Here is a 23,899-nt window from a genome sequence, read left to right on the forward strand (position 1 = left end):
AAGCGAGGGAATAATCTCGTTGAGTTCGTTTGCTATTTGATTTCATTACACTCTCCAAATTAAGTTTGAAAAGTGTCAACGCTATTTAGGACGGGTCATAGGCCACAAAAAAAGCGCCTTGATGGCGCTTTTTATTATTCACTCAAAATATCGAGTCTAGCGAATGATACCGCGTTCAGATTGTTGAACGAGGTCAATCATTGGCTGAATGGCAGGAAACTGCTGCGCATCTTCAGTTAATTGGGCCACGGCTTCATCAGCTTTTAGGCCTTTACGGAACAAGGTTTTGTACGCACGGCGAAGGGCCATAATCTCATCAGACTCAAAACCTCGACGCTTGAGTCCTTCAGTATTAATTGCCACAGGGCGTGCCGGCGTGCCAATGGTGGTAACATACGGTGGTACATCTTGGTTCACCCCAGAGTACATACCAATAAAGGCATGATCGCCTACTTTACAAAACTGATGTACACCTGAGTTGCCAGCCAAAATAACCCAATTGCCGATGTGTACATGCCCCGCCACACTGGCATTGTTGGCAAAAATAACGTTATCACCAATCACGGCATCGTGAGCAACATGGGTATAAGCCATAAATAAGTTGTTGCTACCGATTTTGGTAATCCCCTGGTCCTGAATAGTACCCCGGTGGATTGTGGCACATTCGCGGATCACATTGTTATCACCGATAATCAGCTGCGTTGGTTCATCCTTGTACTTTTTATCTTGGCAGGCTTCGCCAACCGATGCGAATTGATAGATGTGGTTATTTTGACCTAAAGTAGATGGCCCTTTAACTACCACATGCGACTCAATAATTGTCCCTGCACCGATTTCTACATCATTGCCGATGTAGCTGTATGGACCTACTTGCACATCGTCGGCAAGCTTTGCGCCCGGTTCGATAATTGCGGTCGGATGAATCACGATTAAAACTCTCTTCTAGCACACATCAATTCGGCGCTGCACACAACTTTATCGTCGACGCGTGCTTCGCCATAAAACTTCCATAAATTGCGACGCTCTTTTAAAAACTCAACATGCAAATGCATGGTATCGCCTGGCCCTACTGGGTGTTTAAAGCGTGCGTTATCAATAGCTGCAAACAAGTATAGCTCATTGTCACCGCGATTTTCCGTGGTTTTAAAGCCGAGTAAACCAGTTGCTTGGGCTAGGGCCTCGAGAATCATCACCCCGGGGAATATGGGCTGATCGGGAAAGTGGCCGGTAAAAATCGGTTCATTCACGGTCACATTCTTAATCGCATGCAAACGCTCACCGGGCGTGTAATCAATAACACGATCAACGAGCAGCATAGGGTAACGATGGGGTAGCAGGCTTAATATTTCTTGAATATCAAAGCTATTTAACTGATTAGCCAACTTATTTTCCTTAAAACTAATTTACTCTTGCGACTTCAGCTGCGCTTCAATGGACTTGATACGCTTGTGCATGTCACCAATATTTCGTAAGTGCGCGATGGTGCGGCGCCACTCTTTGTTTTTGCTGTGCGGAACACCAGATGAATAAATACCAGGCTCATTGATGCCACTGGTCACCATATTCATGCCGGTTAGTACCACTTTGTCGCAAATTTCCACGTGACCGGTAATGGCGCTTAGGCCACCAATTTGGCAATAACGGCCAATTTTAGTACTGCCTGCAACCACGGTACAACCAGCGATAGCGGTCCCCTCACAAATCTCAACGTTATGTGCTATCTGGCATTGGTTGTCGATAATCACATTATCGTGGATAAGGGTGTCGTCAATGGCACCTCGGTCGATGGTGGTACTGGCACCAATCTCAACACGGTCGCCGATTATAACAGATCCAAGCTGCGGGATCTTAACCCATTGCCCTTGTTCATTGGCATAACCAAAACCATCGGCACCCACCACGGTATTTGCTTGAATCAAGCACTGCGCGCCTATATTCACCTCGTGGTAAACAGTGACGTTATTCCATAACTTAGTACCTGCGCCAATACGCGCATTAGCACCTATAAAGCAATGACTGCCTATTTGAGCATGTTCGCCAATGTGAGCACCGGCTTCAACAACCACGAAAGGGCCAATGTTGGCGCTCTCACTGACGGTTGCTTCACTGCTTATCACCGCACTGGGGTGCACCCCCTGTGCTGCTGCCGGCGTAGTGTCTAATAGCTGTGCTAACTTGGCATAGGCGACATAAGGGTCGGCACAGATAACCTTGTTGCCATCATAATGCTCGGCATCATTAGCACTGAGAATCACCGCACCAGCTTGGGTGGTGTTCAGCGCACTACGGTACTTTTTATTGGCGAGGAAACTGATATGTTTAGGGCCTGCTTTTTCCAGTGTTTGAATACCGTCAATCTGCAGGCCCTGGTCACCAACTAGCTCAGCACCTAAGTGCTGAGCAATGTTCGCTAGTGTTGTGGTCATTATTACTTCTTACTAACAGCGTCGATAACGTCTTCAGATAGGTCGGTCACTTCACTTGGGTTGAAGTAGATAGTGCCATCTTTCACTTTAACTTCGTCAAAGTCGCCTTCTTTGGCTACTTCTTGAATCGCTGCAACGATAGTTTGCTGCAATTTGCCTAGCTCTTGGTTTTGGCGACGCTTGATCTCTTGCTCAAGCGGGCGACCTTTCTCCATTAGTTGCTTTTGCATGCCTTGGATCTTCGCGCGCAGCTCTTGCTTCTGCTCATCGCTCATCACCGTGCCTTCACGCTGGAACTTCTCAGTTTCAAAGCGGATGTCGCCTTGTAGTTTTTCTAGCTCCTGACGACGCTCGGCAAATTCGCTTTGCAGGGTCTTCTCAATGGCTGCGGTTTGCGGCACTTGAGCATAGATTGTTTGCATATCAACAATGCCCACTTTGTGCGCCAAAGCGCTCATTGAAGTACCCATTGTTAGTGCAGCGAGTACCGCCATAGCCGTACTTTTAAATAATTTTTTCACAAAAAACTCCTTAAGAATTAGAAAGTATTACTGATGTTAAAGCTAATGGTCTTGGTATCATCATCTTCTTGTTCTTTCAACGGATACGCAAAACTAATTAACATCGGCCCCATAGGTGAAATCCACTGAATGGATAGACCTGTCGACACCCTAAAGCGTGACGGATCTGAATAGTCATCTAAGCGAGCACGTTCATCAGGTTGTAAATTTTGATAACGATCTACGTTAAACTCAGTATCCCATACGTTAGCTGCGTCAACAAAGAAGCTGGTACGTACGGAACTGGTATTTTCTTCGTCCAAGAATGGCGTTGGTACAATCATTTCCATACCAGCCACAGCCTTGGCGTTACCACCAATACGCCCAGCAAGGCGCAAGGTGTCAAACTCTTCTGCCCCACCGATACTGCCAGCTGGCGTGCCATCTGGCAAGGTGGTGCCAGGAATGTTCTGAGGTGCTCTTACCACTGCGCGCGGTAAGATGGTGTTTCTATCGAATCCACGAAGCTCTTGTTCCGTGATTCGGAAGAATTCTTGCACTGGTAATACTTGGTCAAAGCCGTTGGTAGAGCCATAACCATTACCATAGCCTAACGCTGCACGGGTTGAGAATACCCAGCGATGGTCATTACTGATAGGCCAGTAAAAACGCGAGTTATAGTTCACTTTGTAGTAGTTAAGGTCAGAGTTCGGCGTGGTTGCCGTTAAGTTAAGCGACTGACGTGAACCCGCCGTTGGGAATAACCCTCGGTTCACGGTCACCCGAGACCAACCGGTTGAGAGCTCAAATTTAGTGAACTCAAAACCCGCATCCGGATTTTCAGGATCTAAGAAGGTCTCACGCAACACTCGAGTTTGCTCGTATTCGGCTAAGTCTGAGAGCTCTTCTTCAATCCAACGAATACCGAAATTAACTCGGTTATTGGCATTAATTGGGAAGCCAATGTTAGTACCAAGGCCATAACTCTTTGACTTATAGTCAATCAAGCTGAACTCACTGGCATCGTAGTTACGATAGAAAATGCTTGAACCCTGAGATACCCCATCTGGAGTGAAATATGGGTCGGTGTAGGACAAGCTCACACTTTCAGAGCCGCGCGAGGTGTTGATATTAAACGACACCTGGTTACCTGAGCCTAGGAAGTTTGACTCACTGACACCAATGTTAAATTGCAGGCCGTAATAAGAACCATAAGCCAGACCGGCGGTGAAGCTACCTGCTGACTGCTCTTTTACGGTGAAATCAACATCGACTTCATCATCAATACCGGGCACCGGGGTAACATCAAATTCAACACTTTCCATGTAAGGAAGACGCTGAATTTGCAGCTTTGAGCGCTCTAGGTTTTGGTTTGATAACCACGCACCTTCAAGCTGCGTCATTTCCCGGCGCAATACTTCGTCAGCGGTGTTTTGGTTACCAGAAATATCGATACGGCGCACATAAACACGTTTGCCAGGGTCAACTGACAAGGTTAATTGCACCTCTTTATTTTCATCGTCGATTTCAGGGATGGTACGCACTTCAGCATTGGCATATCCAAAACGGGCTAAAAAGCTCTTAATGAATTCTTCTGAAGACGTCACCACCGAGCCATTATACAACTCACCTGTTTTGAGCGGGATAACGCTTTTAATTAACTCTTCACGGCCTAATAAGTCACCGATGAAATCAAAGCCTTTGACCATGTACTGCTCACCCTCAGTGACGTTCGCAGTGACATAGACTGATTCTCGCTCGGGGCTCACTGATACTTGGGTTGAGTCAATATTAAAGCGCAGGTAACCACGGTCGAGGTAATAACTGCGGATTTTCTCCAAGTCCCCTTCAATGGTTTGCTTTTGGTAGCGATCCGACGACATGAACATGTACCAAGGCAAATCTTGCTTAGACTCTGCGAGGTTCAGTAGTTCTTCATCAGGGAATAACTCGTTACCGACGATGTTAATCTGGCGAATTGAAGCGGCATCACCTTCATCGAAGTTTAACTTTAAGCGAACCCGGTTACGTGGTAGGCGAGTGATTTCAAGGTCGATTTTGGCGTTGTACTTACCAATACTGTGGAAGAAGTCGATTAGCCCCTTCTCAACACTATCAAGCACAGTTCTGTCGAGTGGCTCGCCTTGGCGGATATTTTGTTGATTCAAGCTCTCACTGAGCTGCTCGTCTTTAATATCTTTGTTGCCATCGAATTCGATAGAGCTGATCGTGGGTCGCTCGGTCACTTTGAACACGATGCGTTCACCATCACGATACGCTTCGATATCATCGAAGTGACCAGACTTGTAAAGCGACTTGATGGTTTTTGACACAGTGTAGGTGTCTACCTGATCGCCAACGTTAATTGGAATATGTGTCAGCGCTGCACCGAGTGCAACACGCTGCAACCCTTCTACTTTTAAATCTTCTACGATAAAGGATTCTTGGCCTAGGGCTGCAAAGCTTGCCCCTAATAAACTCGTAACTGCCAAATGTTTTTTTATAGCCATTTTATTATCTTTGTCCTTTACTACAGTGTCTTCACCCAGCTCACCCTCATTCCCGTTTTGCGCACGGCTGGCTGGGTGAGTAGGCCGTTGGCTGCATCATTGGCTGCCATCTTATCATTGCTGTTTGGCTTACACAGCTGTTTCTTTATACATCACGCTCAAAAAACACGCAGTTAACGCGTTAAGCGGATGGTGTACCTGTTTACAATCTTGCTATGTCGTTCAGTAATGCAAACGCGGTAAGCGCTAACAACAACATGGCACCGATGCGAAAGCCAATTTCTTGTGTCTTTTCAGAGACTGGCTTTTTACGAATTAGTTCAATTACGTAATACATTAAATGCCCGCCATCTAACACCGGCAAGGGGAGCAAATTAAACACCCCTAGGCTGACGCTGATTAACGCTAAAAAGCTCAAAAAGGCAACGAAGCCGTAGCTTACGCTAGTTCCAGCCCCGACTGCAATGCCCACCGGGCCACTGATATTTTTGATTGACACCTGCCCGGTGACTAAATTAGCTATCATCTCAAAGCTCAGGCTAATCATTTGCCATGTTTTTGCCACGCCCAGGCCAGCTGCATCAATCACGTTGTAGCTGCGTGTTGAAATGGCCTCTTCTGGCCAAGGCTCAACGACCGGCACCACTCCCAAGTAACCTCGAGAGAAGCCATCTTCAGTAGGCTTGTTAGCTGGGGTAATGGTCACATCAAGGCCTTGGGCACCGCGCATAACATAAAAGTTCAATGCTTGCCCTGCTGAGCGCTCAATACGATTGACCAGGGCCTGCCAACTTTTGATAAGTTCCCCCTCAACACTGACCAACACATCGCCCTTTTTGAGCCCCGCACTGTGTGCTGGCGAGTCTGGAGCAACCATCGCAAGCGTCAACGTTGCATCGGGTCGGTAAGGCTTAATGCCTATCGACGTCAGTGGCGACTCATCGCGCTGCTGCAGTGTCCAGCCTTGTAAATTTAAGGTGCGCACTGCCTGAGAACCAGACTCAGCTTGCACTTTGACATTCACCTCGTCATCCCCTAGGTGCTGCATCAATGCTAGTGTGACTTCTTGCCAATCTTGAGTTTGTTTACCATCAATAGTCAGCAATTGTTCGCCCGCCTGCAGACCCGCCGCTTCAGCACGGCTTTGCTCTGTCACATCACCGACGATGGGCTTGACTGACTGCACGCCGATGACATACATCAACGACAACGCAAAGATTGCAAATAGGAAGTTGGCTAAAGGGCCGGCACTGACAATAGCAATACGCCAATACACTGATTTGCTGTTGAAGGATAAATGCTTTTGTTCTTGCGGTACGTCATCCACTCGTTCATCGAGCATTTTCACGTAACCGCCCAGGGGGATCATTGCCAGCACATATTCGGTGCCATATTTATCATGCCAGCGTACCAATGGCTTGCCAAAGCCAATAGAAAAACGGAGCACTTTAACGCCCGCTTTGCGCGCCACCCAAAAGTGGCCATATTCATGAACGGTAACCAAAATGCCCAGAGCGAGAATAAACGAGCCTAGGTGCCACACAAATTCAAACATCAACCGCCCTCTTTGTAATTAATTGCTGCGCCGTTTCTCGTGCATCCGCGTCACAAGCTAACACGCCCTCGAGGCTGGCATCATACGTAAGCGCCAGCGCTGATAAAGTATCAGCATTAATACTGTAGATATCAGGAAAACGGATCTGACCACGTAAAAACGCCGCCACAGCCTCTTCGTTGGCAGCATTAATGGTGGTGGTGGCATTTTGCCCCACACGACATGCATCCATCGCCAGTTTTAAGTTGGGGTAGCGGGTAAAGTCAGGAGCGTGAAAGCTAAAGTCTTTCATTTGGCTAAAGTTTAGCGGTGCTACGCCGGCATCAATGCGCTCGGGATAAGCCATGGCATGAGCGATTGGTGTACGCATATCGGGTTGTCCCATTTGCGCAAGCACTGAGCCATCGACGTACTGTACCATGGAGTGAATCATACTTTGCGGGTGGATAACCACCTCAATATCGTCGACCTCTGCGTTGAAGAGCCATTTTGCTTCAATAAATTCAAGGCCTTTATTCATCATGGTGGCGGAATCTACAGAAATCTTTTGCCCCATAGACCAATTTGGGTGGGCAACGGCTTCGGCAACAGTAATATCATCAAAGGTCGATAATGGCCGCTCACGAAAAGGGCCACCCGAGCCGGTTAATAAAATTTTGCTCACCCCATGGTGGTGCAAGCATTGATCGCTGTGCCCTTGAATACCAGAGGGCATGCTTTGAAAGATAGCATTGTGCTCGCTATCAATCGGCAATAGCGTCGCCCCATGCGCTTTTACTTTGTCGATAAACAGCTGCCCCGACATCACCAAGGACTCTTTATTCGCTAACAACACAATTTTGCCAGCTTCGACAGCATACAGTGTTGGTAATAGCCCAGCGGCTCCGACAATAGCGGACATCACCATATCGACCTCGCTGTCTTGGCAGGCCATAGCGAGGTCTGTTCGGTAATCAATCACCTTGGTGGGCAGTTTCAAGCGATTGAGCTCTGCTGTGAGCGCCTGATTGGCGACATCGTCACTGAGGCAAGCAAACTTTGGATTAACGCGCTGGCAATCCGCAACCATTTGCGTCACATTGCTGCCAGCGACAAGGGCGAAGACGCCATAAAGCTCGCTGTTACGGCTAACAACATCCAGTGTACTTTGCCCAATTGAGCCGGTGGAGCCTAATACAGTGACCCACTTTTTGCTCATAGTGTCATGGTCCATGCGTAGAACACCACAAAAATAGGCGCGGCTGCCGTTAGGCTGTCTATACGGTCAAGAATGCCGCCATGGCCAGGGAGACATTTACCGCTGTCTTTCATACCTGCTTCGCGTTTAAACATACTCTCAAGTAAGTCGCCAATGGCTGAAAACGCCGCCACAATCACCGCCATAGCGCCGTAGATAAGCCATAAGCTGGGGTCGATACCATTGAAATAGCAAAACCCCACGACAAAAAGAGCAGCACTTGCGAGACCACCGACGAAGCCTTCGATGGTTTTGTTTGGGCTCACTTTAGGCATCAGCTTGTGTTTACCAAAGTTTTTACCACAAAAATAGGCGCCAATGTCCGCACTCCATACGATACCGAGTACGGCAAGAATAAGAAATGAGCCAAATTGGCTGGAGTCGGTGTAATTAGCACTGCGCAATACGTTTAATGCCAGCCACAATGGAGCCAAAGTCAACAGCCCGGCCACACCGCGCATTATCAGACCTTGTGACCAAGCATCGCTGAACCTAGGATAACGAATGACCAAAATGGTGGCCACTAACCACCAGGCGAAGGATAAGGTGAACACATAATTAGCATCTGCCAGCAATTGGCCTTGCTGCCATAAACTATCGACGGGCCAATGCCACTGCATCAATGCGACTACTACGCCGACCAAGGCAACATAGCCTAGGCGCTGTACACGCTTACAAATACCCATTAGTGCAGACCATTCATAGGCGCCTAATAAGACGATTGCGCCTGCACAATAACTAAACCAGTCTAACGGTGTTAAAAATACCAGCACCAAGGCCAGTGGCGCTAACACCAAAGACGTTAAAATTCGTTGTTTTAGCAAATGTTATACCTTCAACTTAGGGCTGAGCTGTACAGAGTAGTTGTTTTATTTGTTCACCAGTACATCCAAACCGGCGCTCTCGCGATACGTAGCAAGCGATCGCGTCAGCAAAAGCCGACTCGTTAAAGTCTGGCCACAACGTCGGCGTAAAATAAAGCTCAGCATAGGCCGCCTGCCAAAGTAAAAAATTGCTGATGCGTAAATCACCACCAGTGCGGATCAATAAATCCAGCTCACTTTGTTCATTAAGACTAATATGCTTTGCCAACGAATGCTCGTCAATGTCATCCGCTGATAATTCGCCTGCTTGTACTTGCTTCGCTAACTGTTGTGCGGCATACCCTATATCCCATCGGCCCCCATAATTGGCGGCGATATTTAAGCGTAACCCGGTGTTTTCAGCAGTTAGTGACTCAGCTGCAGCTATTTTTTCTTGTAACTTGTTAGAAAAGCGACTCATGTCGCCAATTATGGATAATTTAACGTTATTTTTATGGAGTTTTTTAACTTCGCGGCCCAGTACCATCATGAATAGCTCCATGAGCGTGCTGACCTCTTCCTCAGGACGACGCCAGTTCTCGCTGCTAAAGGCAAACAGAGTCAATGACTCGATACCTAGCTTAGAGCAAAATTTCACTGCATCTTTAACCGCATCAACACCCTTCTTATGTCCGTACACACGAGGACGCCCTTGCGCCTGTGCCCAGCGACCATTGCCATCCATGATAATCGCGACATGTTTAGGTAGCGATTGTTGTGCTATTTGCTGTGCGTCTAAAGCCATAAAACTCACATTATCCACAAAAAAACGCCGCCTAGTATACCCTAGACGGCGTTACAAGCCTAATGGCAATTTATGAGCAATATGCCCATAAATTGGGCATTAGATTTCCATCAATTCTTCTTCTTTAGCGCTTAGTTGCGCGTCCATTTCTTTGATGTACTTATCTGTTAGCTTCTGAATTTCATCTTCGCTTTGGTGCGCTTCATCTTCAGAAATATCTTTGTCTTTTAGCAAGGCTTTAATTTCACTGTTCGCGTCACGACGGATGTTACGCACAGCTACGCGGCCGCTCTCTACTTCACCACGCACGACCTTGATAAGGTCTTTACGACGCTCTTCCGTAAGAGGAGGAAGAGGTACCCGAATAACCGTGCCAGCTGCAGCTGGGTTAAGACCCAAATCAGAGGTCATGATCGCTTTTTCTACTGCCTGCGCTAACGATTTGTCAAATACGCTGATTGCCAGTGTACGTGAATCTTCAACTGTTACGTTAGCCACTTGGTTAAGCGGAGTATCGGCGCCATAATAAGAGACAGTAATGCCGTCAAGTAATGCTGGGTGAGCACGACCGGTACGGATTTTAGATAGTTGGCTGCCTAGAGCAGCGACACTTTTTTGCATGCGCTCTTGCGCACTTTTTTTAATATCGTTTATCACGCTAGTATCCTACTTATTTTGTCTCGCTTGAGGCTTCTGAGGAAATTAAAGTTCCCTCTTCTTCACCCATGATCACGCGCTTAAGCGCGCCAGGTTTATTCATATTAAAGACGCTGATAGGCATTTTGTGGTCGCGGGCCAAAGTAAATGCCGCTAAGTCCATCACCTTCAACTCTTTCTCAATAATTTCATTATAGGCAAGATGGCGATAAAGCGTGGCATCTGGGTTTTTCACTGGGTCATCACTGAATACCCCGTCCACTTTAGTGGCTTTAATCACGGTATCTGCTTCAATTTCAATGCCACGTAAACAGGCTGCTGAGTCTGTGGTAAAGAAAGGATTACCAGTGCCCGCCGAGAAGATAACGACACGGCCAGACTTCAACAAGCTAATAGCTTCTGCCCAGTTATACGCGTCACATACACCGTTTAAAGGGATCGCCGACATGAGGCGAGCATTTACAAATGCACGGTGAAGTGCATCACGCATCGCTAAGCCATTCATCACTGTGGCCAGCATCCCCATGTGGTCACCAACAACACGGTTCATACCCGCCTCTGCTAACGAGCCACCGCGTAAAAAGTTACCACCACCGATCACCAAACCCACTTCTACGTCGAGTTCTACCAGCTCTTTAATTTCTTGAGCCATACGATCTAAGACTTTCGGGTCTATACCAAAGCCTTCATCTCCCATCAGTGCTTCACCACTGAGCTTGAGAAGAACACGTCTAAAAATAGGTTTGCGATTAATATTCATATTTTCCTGGCCAATAACGAATTGAGATAAAAAATAACCGCGCCTATGTGAGTACATAAGAGCGCGGTTATTCTAATTAATTTTGCTGTCTGACGCAAAAGCAAATCATCGCTTCACCCCGTAAATAGAGGGATAAACCCGCTACCCGCGAAGCCTTGAACAAGTTGCTTATAATGCCAACACAACATGGTTAAATTCCAACCTAAGCGATTACTCGCCTTTTGCAGCAGCTACTTGAGCCGCAACTTCTGCAGCGAAGTCTTCTTCTTTCTTCTCGATACCTTCACCTACTTCTAGGCGCTTGAAGGTTGCAACAGAACCGCCACGCTCTTTAAGCATTTCACCAACAGTTTGCTTTGGTTCCATGATGAAAGCTTGACCAGTTAGTGAGATCTCACCGGTGAATTTCTTCATACGGCCAGTAACCATTTTTTCAGCGATTTCAGCAGGCTTGCCTTCGTTCATCGCGATCTCAACTTGTACTGCTTTTTCTTTTTCAACTACGTCTGCTGGTACGTCTTCAGGGTTAACGTAGTCAGGCTTAGAAGCAGCAACGTGCATAGCAACGTGCTTAAGCGTTTCTGCGTCTGCATCACCGGCAACAACAACACCGATGCGCTCGCCGTGACGGTAAGAAGCCAGGTTTGCACCTTCGATGTACTCAACACGACGGATGTTCATGTTTTCACCGATTTTAGCAACTAGCGCTACGCGGTCTTCTTCGAACTTAGCTTGAAGCTCTTCAATGCTTAGTTTTTCAGCAATTGCAGCGTCCGCTACTGTGTTAGCGAAACCTAGGAAGCTGTCGTCTTTAGCAACGAAGTCTGTTTGACAGTTAACTTCAACAAGCGCAGCAACACCATCAGCTTCTTTGATGATGATAGTACCTTCGGCAGCGATGTTACCTGCTTTTTTAGCAGCTTTCGCTTGACCGTTTTTACGCATGTTTTCGATTGCTGCATCGATGTCACCGTTGGTTTCAGTCAATGCTTTTTTACAATCCATCATGCCAGCGCCAGTGCGCTCGCGTAATTCTTTTACTAGGGCAGCAGTTACAGCCATGGGAATTTCCTCAAATCAATGTGTTAGAGCAAGTGACCAAGGTCACTTTGAAATAAGAATATCAAGTCTTCATCGCACTAGGATGAAGACTTGATGACAAGCGAGTTGCAATTACTCAGCGGCAACGAAATCGTCTTTTTCAGCTTGCACTGCGATGTTGCTTTCACGACCTTCAACAACTGCATCAGCAACTGCGTTAGTGTAAAGCTGGATCGCACGGATTGCGTCGTCGTTACCAGGAACAACGTAGTCAACACCGTCTGGGTTAGAGTTAGTATCAACGATAGATACTACTGGGATGCCCAGGTTGTTTGCTTCTTTAATCGCGATGTGTTCGTGGTCTGCATCAATAATGAAAAGCGCGTCAGGAAGACCGCCCATATTTTTGATACCGCCAAGGCCTTTTTCAAGCTTAGCCATTTCACGAGTAAGCATTAACGCTTCTTTCTTAGTTAGCTTCTCAAACGTGCCATCTTGGCTTTGAGTCTCAAGATCTTTAAGACGCTTGATTGACTGGCGAACAGTTTTCCAGTTAGTCAACATACCACCTAACCAACGGTGATTTACGTAGAACTGGTCACATTTAACTGCCGCTTCTTTTACTGCTTCGCTTGCAGCGCGCTTAGTACCAACGAAAAGGATTTTGCCTTTGTTAGACGCTACGTTTGACAGGTAAGTCAACGCGTCGTTAAACATAGGTACAGTTTGCTCAAGGTTGATGATATGAACTTTGTTGCGAGCACCGAAGATGAACGGCTTCATCTTTGGATTCCAGTAACGAGCTTGGTGACCGAAGTGTACACCCGCCTTAAGCATATCGCGCATTGAAACGTTTGCCATGGTATTTTTTCCTCTAATGTTTAGGGTTAGGCCTCCACATATCCCATAGCACCAACACCTTGGAAGTTATTCCGCGATGCACCCAAGTGTATGTGTCGATATGTGTGTGTGTTAATATTAAATGGTTATGTGTCTTCGTTACAGATAAAGCACTTCACTGTTATAGGTGAACACCAACAACAAGCAAGTGATTTTAATTTGTAAAAAGACGGCGCGCTTTATACCATATTGGCCGTGAAGACTCAATCTTTTGTGCACTATTTGTGCGCACTTAACTTATTTAAAGAACACAATTGGAGCATCAATGACTGCAGTGATCAAAACCCCGGAAGAAATCGAAAAAATGCGCGTAGCCGGCCGTTTGGCCGCAGACGTATTGGAAATGATAGGCCCACATGTCAAGCCTGGGGTGACCACTGATGAGCTCAACACCCTATGCCATAACTACATTGTTGACGAGCAAGGGGCTATTCCGGCGCCGTTAAATTATCATGGTTTCCCAAAATCAATTTGTACTTCGGTTAACCATGTTATTTGTCATGGCATCCCCAATGACAAACCATTAAAAGAAGGCGATATCATTAATATTGATGTCACCGTGATTAAAGATGGTTACCACGGCGATACCTCAAAAATGTTTCATGTAGGCCAGCCAACTATTCAAGGTAAGCGCCTGTGTGAGATTACCCAACAGAGCTTGTATCTGGCCATAAAAATGGTGAAACCTGGCGTGCGTTTAGGCGATATCGGTGCCGCAATTCAAAAATACGCAGAAGGCTTTAGCTACTCGATTGTGCGCGAATACTGTGGCCACGGTATAGGTAAAGAGTTTCACGAAGAGCCGCAAGTCATGCACTACGGTCGCCCAGGCACTGGCGAGACACTTAAAGCCGGTATGTGTTTAACCATTGAGCCCATGGTCAATGCTGGCAAGCGCCAATGTAAGCTGCTCAAAGACGAGTGGACGGTGATCACTAAAGACCGTAGCCTATCAGCACAATGGGAGCACACTTTATTGGTGACCGACAATGGCGTAGAAGTATTAACTCTACGCAGTGATGAAGAGCTTCCTCGCGTGATTGAACACAGCTAATTAAAAAGGGGCAAACCTGTGGCCTTACCGAATAAATTAAAAGACCTGCTTGAGCAGGCTGACGAGTTGGAAGAATATAAGGCCTGTAGCCAATACTTTTATAAGTGGCTGGGCAACCAATTTGATAAACAACCGGTAGGGTCACTCATCCGCGCGCGCGCGGAATATATCGACCGCTTATTGATCAAGCTGTTTCACTGCTGCAACCTTGCCCATGAGCCTGAGCTGGCTTTGGTTGCCGTAGGCGGCTACGGCCGAGGAGAACTACACCCCTACTCCGATATCGACTTTCTGTTGCTGGTTAGCGAAGAACCCAACGCCGAGTTGCGTGAAAAAATAGGCCAGTTTGTGACCCTGCTGTGGGATCTGAATTTGGAAATTGGCCACAGTGTACGCACCATAGAGCAAGTGATTGAGCAAAAGCGTGAAGATGTCAGCTTTTCCACAAGCTTACTGGAAAGCCGCCTTATTTTTGGCAACCACATCGAGTTTGAAAAGCTCAAACAGCATATTTTACAAACCCCGGTGTGGCGCTCTGACGAGTTTTTTATTGCAAAGCGTCAAGAGCAGGACCTGCGACACCGAAAGTGCCATGGCACCGCCTACAATCTCGAGCCAAACATCAAAGAGAACCCGGGCGGTCTGCGTGATTTACAAACCATCATTTGGGTGGCGAAAAAACACTTTCATGCCGAAACCTTAGAAGAGCTCATCAACCATGGTTACCTCACCCACGAGGAGTACCAAGAGCTGCTCGAGTGCTTAGAAAACTTGTGGAATATTCGTTTTGCTCTGCATTTGGCCGCCGAGCGCAGCGAGAACCGTTTGTTGTTCGACTACCAGCCCCATGCCGCAGAAATACTTGGCTTTGGTAGCGATGGTAAAGCCTCGGTCGAGCGTATGATGAAGCGCTTATTTCGGATTATGAGTCGGGTCCGTGAACTCAACCAAATGCTACTGTCGTATTTTGAGCAATCCATTTTACCGGATCATCGGGATTTACCGGTGGTTGAATTGGACCGCAGCTTTGAGCGCATTGGTCATCAAATTCGCGTTAAAAACCCTTCCGTGTTTTTCCGCCGCGATCAACTATTGGTGCTGTTCGAGCACATCGCCAGTAACCCGCAAATCACTCATATTTACCCCAGCACCATTCGCACTATGCGCCAAGTCCGTCGGCGTCTACTTGGTGACTTGCAAGATTATGCCGCCTGTCGCGATGCATTTTTACGCCTAATAAAACACCCCAACGGCATGGGCCGCGCGTTCACCTTAATGCACAAACACGGCATCATTGCTGCGTATCTCCCCCAGTGGCGTAATATTTTTGGACAAATGCAGTTCGACTTATTTCACGCTTACACCGTCGATGAGCATACTCATAAGCTGATTAACAACATCTATCAGTACAGTGATAAATCCAAGGTCAGCGACTTCCCCCTGTGCAGTGAGATTGTCACCCGCATGGATAAGCCGGAACTGTTATATCTTGCGGCTATTTTTCACGATATAGCCAAAGGTCGCGGCGGCGATCACTCCGAACTCGGAGCAGTCGATGCACTTGCGTTCGCCAAGCTGCACCGCCTACCTACATCCGACGGTAAATTGATTGCTTGGTTGGTGGAAAACCACTTATTAATGTCTGTCACGGCGCAGCGCAAGGATATTAACGACCCAGATGTGATCAATGAGTTCGCTTCTAAGGTAAAAAATGAGCGCCAGCTGGACTACCTCTATTGCCTAACCGTGGCTGATATTCGTGCCACCAACGATAACCTGTGGAATGATTGGAAAAACACCCTGCTGCGCGAGCTGTATTTGCATACTCAGCGGGCATTGCGCTTAGGGCTAGAAAACCCCATGGATATGCGCGACCAAATTCGTGATAAGAAGCAGCAAGCTAAGCAGCGGTTAATCAATCTAGGGTATGATGAGAGTCACATCGACTTGCTTTGGAGCCGCTTTAAAGCCAATTATTTCACCGCCTTTAGTGAACAGCAAATCTCTTGGCACTGTGAACACTTACTCAATGCACAGGACTTATCCGCACCAAGTGTCACCGTTTCCGATTGTGCAATGCATGGCGGCACGCAGGTTTTTGCCTATAGCCCTTATACCGGCGGCTTATTTGCACGTTTAGTTAGCGTCATTGGCTCTAAAAAAGCACAGATTCAGCACGCTCAAGTAATGACCACCAAAGATGGCTATGTCATTTTCAGTTTTGTTGTTCTTGAGGTGAATGGCGAGCCGTTGAGTAAAAGTCGCGGCAACGGCATGCGCCGTGCCCTTGAGCAAATAATGCAGGATCCGAAGAAGAAGATCCGGATCAAGAAAAATCGTTCGCAGCGTTTTAAAGACTTTAATATTAAACCAAAAATTGTTTTGCGGCCGCACGCGCGCAAAGACCGCAGTTTAATTGAGATACAAGCGGTGGATATTCCTGGCCTGTTAACAAAAATAGCGCAGGTTTTTCAGCGCCATCGCTTACACATACACGCCGCCCGCATTACCACGGTGGGTGAGCGCGCAGAAGACTTTTTTGTCGTCTCAAATAATGATTACCAAGCTCTGACGGATGAAGAACAAGTTAAAATCCATCAGGCACTTCGGAAAAAACTAAATGCCGATAATGAAGCGACCACCGCTTAATCGGCTCACTAATGAGGACACCATGGCAGATTTAAAAACCCTTATTGAAAACGCGTGGGAAAACCGTGACGCGATTAGCCCAAGTACGGTTGATGCTGATGTAAAAAACGCGATAGATACGGTATTGGAGCGTTTGGATAAAGGTGATGCTCGGGTGGCTGAAAAGCTCTCGGGTGAGTGGGTGGTGCACCAATGGCTTAAAAAAGCGGTGCTGTTGTCTTTTCGGATCCGTGACAACCAGCCTATTAGCGATGGCGTTAATCAGTTCTACGATAAAGTGCCGCTTAAATTTAGCGATTACAGCAGCGAGCAATTTCAACGTGAAGGCATGCGTGTAGTGCCCAACGCCGTTGCACGCAAAGGCAGCTATATTGGTAAGAACGTCGTTCTGATGCCTTCTTACACTAATATTGGTGCTTATGTCGATGACGGTACCATGGTCGATACATGGGCCACAGTGGGCTCATGCGCACAAATTGGTAAAAACGTGCACCTTTCGGGGGGCGTCGGTATCGGCGGCGTGCTGGAACCACTGCAGGCTAACCCGACTATCATTGAAGATGACTGCTTTATCGGTGCGCGCTCTGAAATTGTTGAGGGCGTTATTGTCGAGCAAGGCGCGGTCATTTCTATGGGTGTGTACATCTCGCAAAGCACACGTATCTTTGACCGTGAAACCGGGCAAATTCATTATGGTCGCGTTCCAGCCGGAGCCGTTGTAGTGCCTGGGTCCATTCCTAGCAAAGATGGCAGCCATAGCCTGTATGCCGCCGTTATTGTCAAGAAGGTGGACCAACAGACACGCGAGAAAGTTGGCGTCAACGCCCTACTTCGTGGTGTAGAGTAACTGTAAAGCAGCCTTCAGGTCACGTTGAGGGCTGCCTTAAAACTATTTTATTCCTACCAACTTTTTTATTTGAAATAATTACTTCATTACGTTACCTATAGGGTAAACGATGAGGCAATACCATGAATAAACGTCACTTCCTGAAAAGCTGTACTCTGCTCGGTGCCGGTGCGCTACTCGCTCCTGCGGCCCAAGCGATTGGTGTGCCACAGCAAAGCACCTTAGCGACACTGAAACCCACAGCCTTGCCTACTGATGCAACCATAGGTATAGCTAGCCCCTCAGCAGCCACAGCTGAACATAAAGACATCATATTAGCGCAGCAGTTAATCAAAGCACTGGGTTATCGCGTAAAGCTCAGCCCCAATATCATGGCGCGACGTGGGCATTTAGCGGGTCTGGATCAACAGCGCGCTGACGACCTTAACGGCTTGTTTGCCGACCCCAATGTTGATGCCATCGTATGCTTGCGTGGCGGCTCTGGCGCTGCACGCATTTTGCCACTGCTCGACTACCAAATTATCAAGGCTAACCCTAAGCCGTTACTGGGCTACTCTGATATCACCGCACTGCATAACGCCCTGCTTGCTAAAACTGGGTTGATCAGCTTCCACGGTCCCAACGCCACAAGCCAGTGGAATCCCTTTAATGTACACCAATTTAAACAGTTATTTGTTCATCGCGAGCGAGTGCTATACCAAAATTTAGACAAAGCTGATGATGAGCTTGTTAATCGTCACTACCTCACCCAAACCATTACCTCAGGACAATCGCAAGGACACCTTATCGGCGGTAATTTATCCGTACTGTCGGCACTTGCCGGCAGTGACTATTTACCCAATTTTGAGGGCGCGATTTTATTTTTAGAGGATATTGATGAAGCGCCTTATCGCATTGACCGAATGATGAGTACACTCAAGCTCATGGGCGCATTGGATAAGATTAACGGCTTCGTGTTTGGTGATTGCAACCAATGTCAGCCTGGCAGTGGGTATGGGTCGTTAACGCTGGAACAAATCTTGGCCGATTACATTGCCCCGCTGAACATTCCAGCCTATCACGGAGCCATGATCGGCCATATTGAGAGACAATTTATTTTACCTGTAGGTGCCCAAGTTAAGCTTGACGCGGACCAAGGCAGTCTCCGTGTTTTAGAAGAGGTGTTTAGTTAAACTAAAAAGCCCCGAATAACACGGGGCTTCAATTTCTTTGTATATACTGTGATTAGGCGGCCAAAGATGTGGCCCAACCTAGAATGGCATTTAAGCAACCAATGCCAGCAAATACAGCGATAAACGCGACGAAATATTTAAAGTTGAAAGGGTCTTTAAAATCACCTTTTTGCGCCATCTTCATTACCTCTTTAAGCACGATAAAACGGCGCATATAATAATCGAATCGAGGTTAACAATCCAGCGTTTGCAGTACTTGACGCTGCGCCAGTTGCTCTGCAATTTGTAGGGCTCCCTGATAAAGCTGCTGATAATTAAATTGCGGCGCCTGGCGCTGTAACGCTTCACATACTTGCGCTAAGGTCATGCCTGGTTGCTGTGAAAGCGTATCAAGCAATAACGCGGTCATCATGTTTAAGGCGAGAAACTGCACCTCATCTTGTTGGTCGCGATAAACACAAATATAGCTGGGCTGTTCATCCGCTTGCTGCGGCTGATTATCCACCGAGATGGTTTGTACAGGGAAGTGATAACACACTACTTGCGCGGTTTCACTCATATACAAAGGTTGCTTTTGCACATTAAAAAGCGGCTTTAACTGGCCACTGTCTTGTGCACTAGACACTGCCAACTCCACCCACTCGTAATGGGCTAACTCTTGTAAAAAAGGCGGATCGCTGTGTTGTAACTCATACTGCTGTGCCAAAAACAGTACAAATTCTTTAGAAATATCCAAAAAATAGGGAGATGTGGCGTGATGGCTAGCAAAAAATCGACGTACTAACTGCTGCCACCGCTGATCATCGTACAAGCTTCGCAGCACAGGAAAGCCACTTTCTAAAAAGCCGTTGACGTTATTGAAAAACAACTCACGATAAATTTTCATTCGCCGGTCTTCAACATCTGCGGGGCGCGGATTAGCTTCGGGATCGCGAATATGGGCGCTAAATTGCTTCTGTAGTTGTTGAAACTGCATGATCAGGCTCTTTGCTGTTGGGCTAAAAAAGGCTGTTGGATATCAGCAATGGTATCGATTTCTTTAAGTAGTTGGCTAAGTGGCGGAATATTAAAATCCCGCTCTAATAACGTTGGCTGTACACCGTGCAACTCATAAGCTCGTCTGAGCAGCTGCCAGACGGGGTCGATCACATCAGCGCCATGGGTATCGACAATTAAATCTTCAGCCTCGTTATAGTGCCCAGCCACATGCATGTAGGCGATCCGCTCGCTGGGGAGACCGGCCAAAAACTGCTCGGCATCATAGCCATGATTTACTGAGTTCACATAAATATTATTAACATCAAGCAGCAACTGGCAATCAGCTTCTGCCAATATACGCTGAGTAAATTCAAGTTCTGTAAGCTGCTGCCCTGGCGCGCCATAGTAAGACACATTTTCAATGACTAAAGGACGCTCTAATACATCTTGCACCTGGCGGATCCGCGCAGCGACGTAGCTTATCGACTCCTCTGTGAAAGGAATGGGCATCAAATCATACATATGACCATCAGCGGAGCAATAACTGAGGTGCTCGCTGTAAAGGCGAATATCGTGCACATCAAAAAACTGCTTCAGATCTTTTAAAAACGCCACATCCAAAGGATCGGGCGAGCCCAATGATAAAGATAAACCATGGCAAATGAACGGATGACGCTCTGTGAGCGCACGAAACTGCTTGCCAAGCTTACCACCTAGACGCAACCAGTTCTCAGGGGCGACCTCCATAAAGCCAATTTGCTTAGGAATATGATTAAGCATATCGCTCAGCATTTCACGACGTAGACCCAGGCCCACATTAGCTAATGGCGCTGACTGCTGCAACATATTGCACTCCTTAAAGTGTACAAGCCGCTCTACGGCGGCTTGTTAGGTACTACGGGTAATTAACGATAGTTCACGGCTGATTAGCTGTGACCACCGCATTTGCCTTCACCACACTTACCTTCTTTACCTTTGGCTTCACCGCCACATTTACCTTCGCCGCACTTGCCCTCTTTGCCCTTGGCTTCACCGCCGCATTTACCTTCGCCGCATTTGCCTTCTTTGCCTTTGGCTTCACCGCCGCATTTACCTTCGCCGCACTTGCCTTCTTTGCCTTTGGCATGACCGTGACCGCCACATTTTCCTTCACCGCACTTGCCTTCTTTGCCTTTGGCTTCACCGCCGCATTTACCTTCGCCGCACTTGCCTTCTTTGCCTTTGGCTTCGCCGCCGCACTTACCTTCACCACATTTACCCTCTGCTGCGTCAAGCTGGTATCCTGCAACCATCTCTTGCATTTCAAATGGGTTGGCCTGCGCATCAGTTGCAGTCACTGCCGCACCCGATGCAACAACAGCACCTAAGGTTAAGGCGATGGAGTTCTTTTTTAAATTATTCATGCTTTAGCTCTCTCTCGGTTGGTAGCATTCAACAGATCAGACCCGAATGCATCCTGGATCCTTTCAAATTATTTTTAAATTTTTATGTGGTATATCGATTACCAGAATAACTATGGCGCGATATAGGTATTTTATCAATAGTGACGAACGGGTTAGAATACGCGCCCAGCTAGCAGTGAAGGTCATATATGAAACTAATTTTAGCCCCCATGGAAGGCGTTGTTGATTTTAAAATGCGCCAACTACTTACCGATATTGGCGGCTTTGACCTCTGTGTGACCGAGTTTGTGCGGGTAGTCAATCAGCGATTACCACGCCGAGTGTTCTTGCGCTATTGCCCTGAGCTACTCAACGGTGGTTATACGCGTGCAGGAACGCCCGTGAGAATTCAACTACTTGGACAGCATCCACAGTGCCTGGCAGAAAATGCGATTAAGGCTATAGAGCTCGGCTCTCATGGCATTGACCTTAACTTTGGCTGCCCAGCAAAAACGGTCAATAAAAGTAAAGGCGGCGCCGTACTACTCAAAGAGCCCGAACAGCTTTATCAAATCGTTAAAACAGTACGTGAAGCAGTAGCACATGAACACAAGGTAACCGCTAAGGTACGCTTGGGCTTTGACGATACCTCACGTAGTAGTGAAATTTTTGATGCTGTTGTGCAAGCAGGCGCAGACAGTATTGCTATCCACGCCCGCACTAAACGCGACGGCTATCGCCCTCCCGCTTATTGGCACTTGCTGGCACCGCTGGTGCAGCGTAAGGCTGATATTGAAATTGTTGCAAACGGAGAGATTTGGAGCCTCGACGATGCTCATAGTGCGAGAAATCAAAGCTTATGCCAACATCTGATGCTCGGTCGCGGCGCGCTTGCAATGCCAGACTTAGCGGCTTGGATCAAAGCCGCAGACCAAAACAAAACACATGAGAAAATGACTTGGCACGATGTGCTTTACCATATTATTCACTCATCTATGCACGATGACGACACCAAAGCGAAGCGTTATTTTGCCAACAGAACTAAACAGTGGTTAGGGTATCTACGACGAACTTACCATCAAGCAGATCAGCTATTTGATGATATTCGCCGACTACATGATAAGGACGAAGTACTCGCACAATTAAAGCACCACGCTCAACGATGATAAAAAATATCTGCTAAATTCGCCAAGGTTGATCCTTGTCATGTTCCCAAGTTTGAATATTGGCCACAATAAAAGTCAATTCAAGGCAAACACGGGGCGATTTATGAGTATCCTCACCCATGACTTCGAGCAACAGGTTTCTCAGGCGCTTGCGGATGCGCGCAGACAACTCTTGGCAAAGCTACAACAAGCTTCACAAGTCCATGAAAGAAGACTGCATGCTAAGCTTACCAACGAGCCGGAAAGCGACTGGGTGGCATTACTGAGCGAACATTTAGGCCCAGAATACAAAGACCTCATTATCCGGCTAGAGCGCTTAGAAGCGACTCAGTGCCAGTTTGATTTAGGATTATTTGGCTTTTGCTCTGACTGTGAAGAGCCCATAGAGCCACACCGTTTAGAAAAAGATGTGACGACGCAGCGCTGCGCGCGCTGCGACAGTATCAGTCGCGCGCAATTAAATGGCCATAAATAAAGCTCATCGCTGGATAAGCGACCACCTCATACACCATTTGCTTTGCTCGTCGCTCGCTGATCCCCTGTTTGGCTAGCGACGTTAGCGCCATTTGCTCAGTCCAAAGTTGGCTGTGAATACCTATATCAAGCTCCATATACAAAAGCGCTAACCGCGTTTGTTCCACACTCAAACTCTGTTGCTGAGCCCACAGACGCTTATTCACATAGCCTTGTCGCCAATCTAGCCCTACATCGCGCTGGTCATTGTCTGGTTGGCGCAAAGGCGCGATGCCATATTCAGAGAGTGTGGCCAGCTTACTTTGAATTTGCATAAGCCATTTAATCGGCGCCTGCACCTGGTCAGTGTAGTAATTTAGTTTTGCTTGATACCACTGAGTGCCATTTGGCAGCTGACTTAGCCCCAGCTGGTTGCGAGGGCGATAGTTAGCTAAATACTGTTGTAGTTGGGTCGCTGCACTTTTGAGTTTACTGTTATCACTGAGTTCAATTAACCGCTCTACTTCACCTTGCATCATTGCTAATTCATAGCGATTAACAAAAATTTGGCTTTGTTCACCTTGTTGCAAGCGGCTTTTCACTAACTCAAGCCACTGCGCTGCTTGTTCTTGCGTTTGGCTATCGCGCAATGCCTGCTCAGAGCGGAAAATAGCGCTGCTCAGCGGCCAAGGTTGATAGCGACGTACATACCTTTGCTCGGTAATTAAATAGTCCAAGGTTGCGCGCTGTGCGTCGCTGAGCGCCGCTCTATCAAACTGCTGATATAGGTCATGGCGCTGCTTGAGATACGCATCAGAATAAGGCCAAGGCGTTAAGGGGCTGGTTAAATCGCCTGTAAGTTTGGCGTTCAATTGTACTAAGGCCTGCTGCGAAGTAGTTGCTGAAATAGATTGAGGCTCAGAGCACCCTGTTGTTAATAAAGCAAGCAAGATTAAGCTGTGTATGCGCACCGCGTATGGCTCCTTAAATAAGCATTGCGTGGA

General features: G+C 47.3%; 24 protein-coding genes. 6 read left to right on the plus strand and 18 right to left on the minus strand.

The window, feature by feature from the left end:
• Positions 1-156: 156 nt before the first annotated feature.
• From lpxA to rpsB, 13 genes are all read right to left on the minus strand, one after another.
• On the minus strand, positions 157-927 hold the full coding sequence (lpxA, locus tag MHM93_RS13025) for an acyl-ACP--UDP-N-acetylglucosamine O-acyltransferase (RefSeq protein ID WP_022946766.1): 771 nt from the start codon (positions 925-927) through the stop codon (positions 157-159).
• Positions 928-929: 2 nt separating this feature from the next.
• Entirely contained in the window at positions 930-1,382 is a 453-nt protein-coding gene (gene fabZ / locus MHM93_RS13030; protein WP_022946765.1) for a 3-hydroxyacyl-ACP dehydratase FabZ, read from the minus strand.
• 21 nt (positions 1,383-1,403) lie between these two features.
• Positions 1,404-2,429 (minus strand): UDP-3-O-(3-hydroxymyristoyl)glucosamine N-acyltransferase, encoded by a 1,026-nt coding sequence (gene lpxD, locus MHM93_RS13035; RefSeq protein ID WP_239449427.1) that lies wholly within the window; start codon positions 2,427-2,429, stop codon positions 1,404-1,406.
• Positions 2,429-2,947: an OmpH family outer membrane protein gene (locus tag MHM93_RS13040; protein ID WP_022946763.1), complete on the minus strand. Its 519-nt coding sequence runs from the start codon at positions 2,945-2,947 to the stop codon at positions 2,429-2,431. The genes lpxD and MHM93_RS13040 overlap by 1 nt, the downstream gene beginning before the upstream one ends.
• Before the next feature lie 17 nt (positions 2,948-2,964).
• Positions 2,965-5,436 (minus strand): outer membrane protein assembly factor BamA, encoded by a 2,472-nt coding sequence (gene bamA / locus MHM93_RS13045; protein ID WP_022946762.1) that lies wholly within the window; start codon positions 5,434-5,436, stop codon positions 2,965-2,967.
• A gap of 202 nt (positions 5,437-5,638) precedes the next feature.
• Entirely contained in the window at positions 5,639-6,991 is a 1,353-nt protein-coding gene (rseP, locus tag MHM93_RS13050) for a sigma E protease regulator RseP (protein ID WP_239449386.1), read from the minus strand.
• Positions 6,984-8,189 (minus strand): 1-deoxy-D-xylulose-5-phosphate reductoisomerase, encoded by a 1,206-nt coding sequence (ispC, locus tag MHM93_RS13055; RefSeq protein ID WP_239449387.1) that lies wholly within the window; start codon positions 8,187-8,189, stop codon positions 6,984-6,986. The genes rseP and ispC overlap by 8 nt, the downstream gene beginning before the upstream one ends.
• Positions 8,186-9,052, minus strand: a complete 867-nt coding sequence (locus MHM93_RS13060) for a phosphatidate cytidylyltransferase (protein ID WP_239449388.1) — start codon at positions 9,050-9,052, stop codon at positions 8,186-8,188. The genes ispC and MHM93_RS13060 overlap by 4 nt, the downstream gene beginning before the upstream one ends.
• A gap of 16 nt (positions 9,053-9,068) precedes the next feature.
• On the minus strand, positions 9,069-9,854 hold the full coding sequence (uppS, locus tag MHM93_RS13065; RefSeq protein ID WP_022946757.1) for a polyprenyl diphosphate synthase: 786 nt from the start codon (positions 9,852-9,854) through the stop codon (positions 9,069-9,071).
• Between the two features lie 81 nt (positions 9,855-9,935).
• On the minus strand, positions 9,936-10,493 hold the full coding sequence (frr, locus tag MHM93_RS13070) for a ribosome recycling factor (RefSeq protein ID WP_022946756.1): 558 nt from the start codon (positions 10,491-10,493) through the stop codon (positions 9,936-9,938).
• A 13-nt stretch (positions 10,494-10,506) separates the two neighbouring features.
• Positions 10,507-11,253 carry a UMP kinase gene (gene pyrH, locus MHM93_RS13075; RefSeq protein ID WP_026111378.1) on the minus strand — a complete coding sequence of 249 codons (747 nt, stop codon included), beginning with the start codon at positions 11,251-11,253 and terminating at the stop codon, positions 10,507-10,509.
• 210 nt (positions 11,254-11,463) lie between these two features.
• Positions 11,464-12,315: a translation elongation factor Ts gene (gene tsf, locus MHM93_RS13080; protein ID WP_022946754.1), complete on the minus strand. Its 852-nt coding sequence runs from the start codon at positions 12,313-12,315 to the stop codon at positions 11,464-11,466.
• A gap of 111 nt (positions 12,316-12,426) precedes the next feature.
• Positions 12,427-13,155, minus strand: coding sequence for a 30S ribosomal protein S2 (rpsB, locus tag MHM93_RS13085; protein WP_022946753.1), 729 nt, complete (start codon positions 13,153-13,155; stop codon positions 12,427-12,429).
• Between the two features lie 304 nt (positions 13,156-13,459).
• On the opposite strand from rpsB, the gene map reads away from it, so the two are divergent.
• The 4 genes from map (at position 13,460) to MHM93_RS13105 (ending at position 18,916) form a co-directional block, all read left to right on the plus strand.
• A complete protein-coding gene (gene map / locus MHM93_RS13090) occupies positions 13,460-14,248 on the plus strand; it encodes a type I methionyl aminopeptidase (protein WP_022946752.1) in 789 nt (262 codons plus the stop codon).
• Between the two features lie 18 nt (positions 14,249-14,266).
• The gene (gene glnD, locus MHM93_RS13095; protein ID WP_022946751.1) at positions 14,267-16,897 is read left to right on the plus strand and encodes a [protein-PII] uridylyltransferase; all 2,631 of its coding nucleotides are present in this window, start codon (positions 14,267-14,269) and stop codon (positions 16,895-16,897) included.
• A 22-nt stretch (positions 16,898-16,919) separates the two neighbouring features.
• Complete coding sequence (dapD, locus tag MHM93_RS13100; RefSeq protein ID WP_026111377.1) at positions 16,920-17,744, plus strand: 2,3,4,5-tetrahydropyridine-2,6-dicarboxylate N-succinyltransferase; 825 nt, start codon at positions 16,920-16,922, stop codon at positions 17,742-17,744.
• 122 nt (positions 17,745-17,866) lie between these two features.
• Positions 17,867-18,916: an LD-carboxypeptidase gene (locus MHM93_RS13105; protein WP_239449389.1), complete on the plus strand. Its 1,050-nt coding sequence runs from the start codon at positions 17,867-17,869 to the stop codon at positions 18,914-18,916.
• 52 nt (positions 18,917-18,968) lie between these two features.
• Here MHM93_RS13105 and MHM93_RS13110 read toward each other — a convergent pair whose 3' ends face one another.
• The 4 genes from MHM93_RS13110 to MHM93_RS13125 all read right to left on the minus strand — a co-directional run bounded on the left by MHM93_RS13110 (position 18,969) and on the right by MHM93_RS13125 (position 21,297).
• Positions 18,969-19,130, minus strand: a complete 162-nt coding sequence (locus MHM93_RS13110; RefSeq protein ID WP_022946748.1) for a hypothetical protein — start codon at positions 19,128-19,130, stop codon at positions 18,969-18,971.
• 18 nt (positions 19,131-19,148) lie between these two features.
• Positions 19,149-19,892 (minus strand): putative DNA-binding domain-containing protein, encoded by a 744-nt coding sequence (locus tag MHM93_RS13115; RefSeq protein ID WP_138509038.1) that lies wholly within the window; start codon positions 19,890-19,892, stop codon positions 19,149-19,151.
• Positions 19,893-19,894: 2 nt separating this feature from the next.
• Positions 19,895-20,740, minus strand: coding sequence for a DUF692 domain-containing protein (locus tag MHM93_RS13120; protein WP_022946746.1), 846 nt, complete (start codon positions 20,738-20,740; stop codon positions 19,895-19,897).
• Between the two features lie 80 nt (positions 20,741-20,820).
• On the minus strand, positions 20,821-21,297 hold the full coding sequence (locus MHM93_RS13125; RefSeq protein WP_239449390.1) for a hypothetical protein: 477 nt from the start codon (positions 21,295-21,297) through the stop codon (positions 20,821-20,823).
• Positions 21,298-21,485: 188 nt separating this feature from the next.
• Here MHM93_RS13125 and MHM93_RS13130 point away from each other — a divergent pair, with 188 nt between their 5' ends.
• Positions 21,486-22,442: a tRNA-dihydrouridine synthase gene (locus MHM93_RS13130; RefSeq protein ID WP_239449391.1), complete on the plus strand. Its 957-nt coding sequence runs from the start codon at positions 21,486-21,488 to the stop codon at positions 22,440-22,442.
• Between the two features lie 103 nt (positions 22,443-22,545).
• The gene (locus MHM93_RS13135; protein WP_138509042.1) at positions 22,546-22,917 is read left to right on the plus strand and encodes a TraR/DksA C4-type zinc finger protein; all 372 of its coding nucleotides are present in this window, start codon (positions 22,546-22,548) and stop codon (positions 22,915-22,917) included.
• On the opposite strand, the gene MHM93_RS13140 is transcribed toward MHM93_RS13135, so the two are convergent.
• Complete coding sequence (locus MHM93_RS13140; protein WP_239449392.1) at positions 22,886-23,866, minus strand: hypothetical protein; 981 nt, start codon at positions 23,864-23,866, stop codon at positions 22,886-22,888. The two genes, MHM93_RS13135 and MHM93_RS13140, sit on opposite strands and share 32 nt — an antisense overlap.
• Between the last annotated feature and the right edge of the window lie 33 nt (positions 23,867-23,899).

This window comes from Pseudoalteromonas sp. MM17-2, from assembly GCF_022347945.1.
GTDB classification, from domain to species: Bacteria; Pseudomonadota; Gammaproteobacteria; order Enterobacterales; family Alteromonadaceae; genus Pseudoalteromonas; species Pseudoalteromonas ruthenica.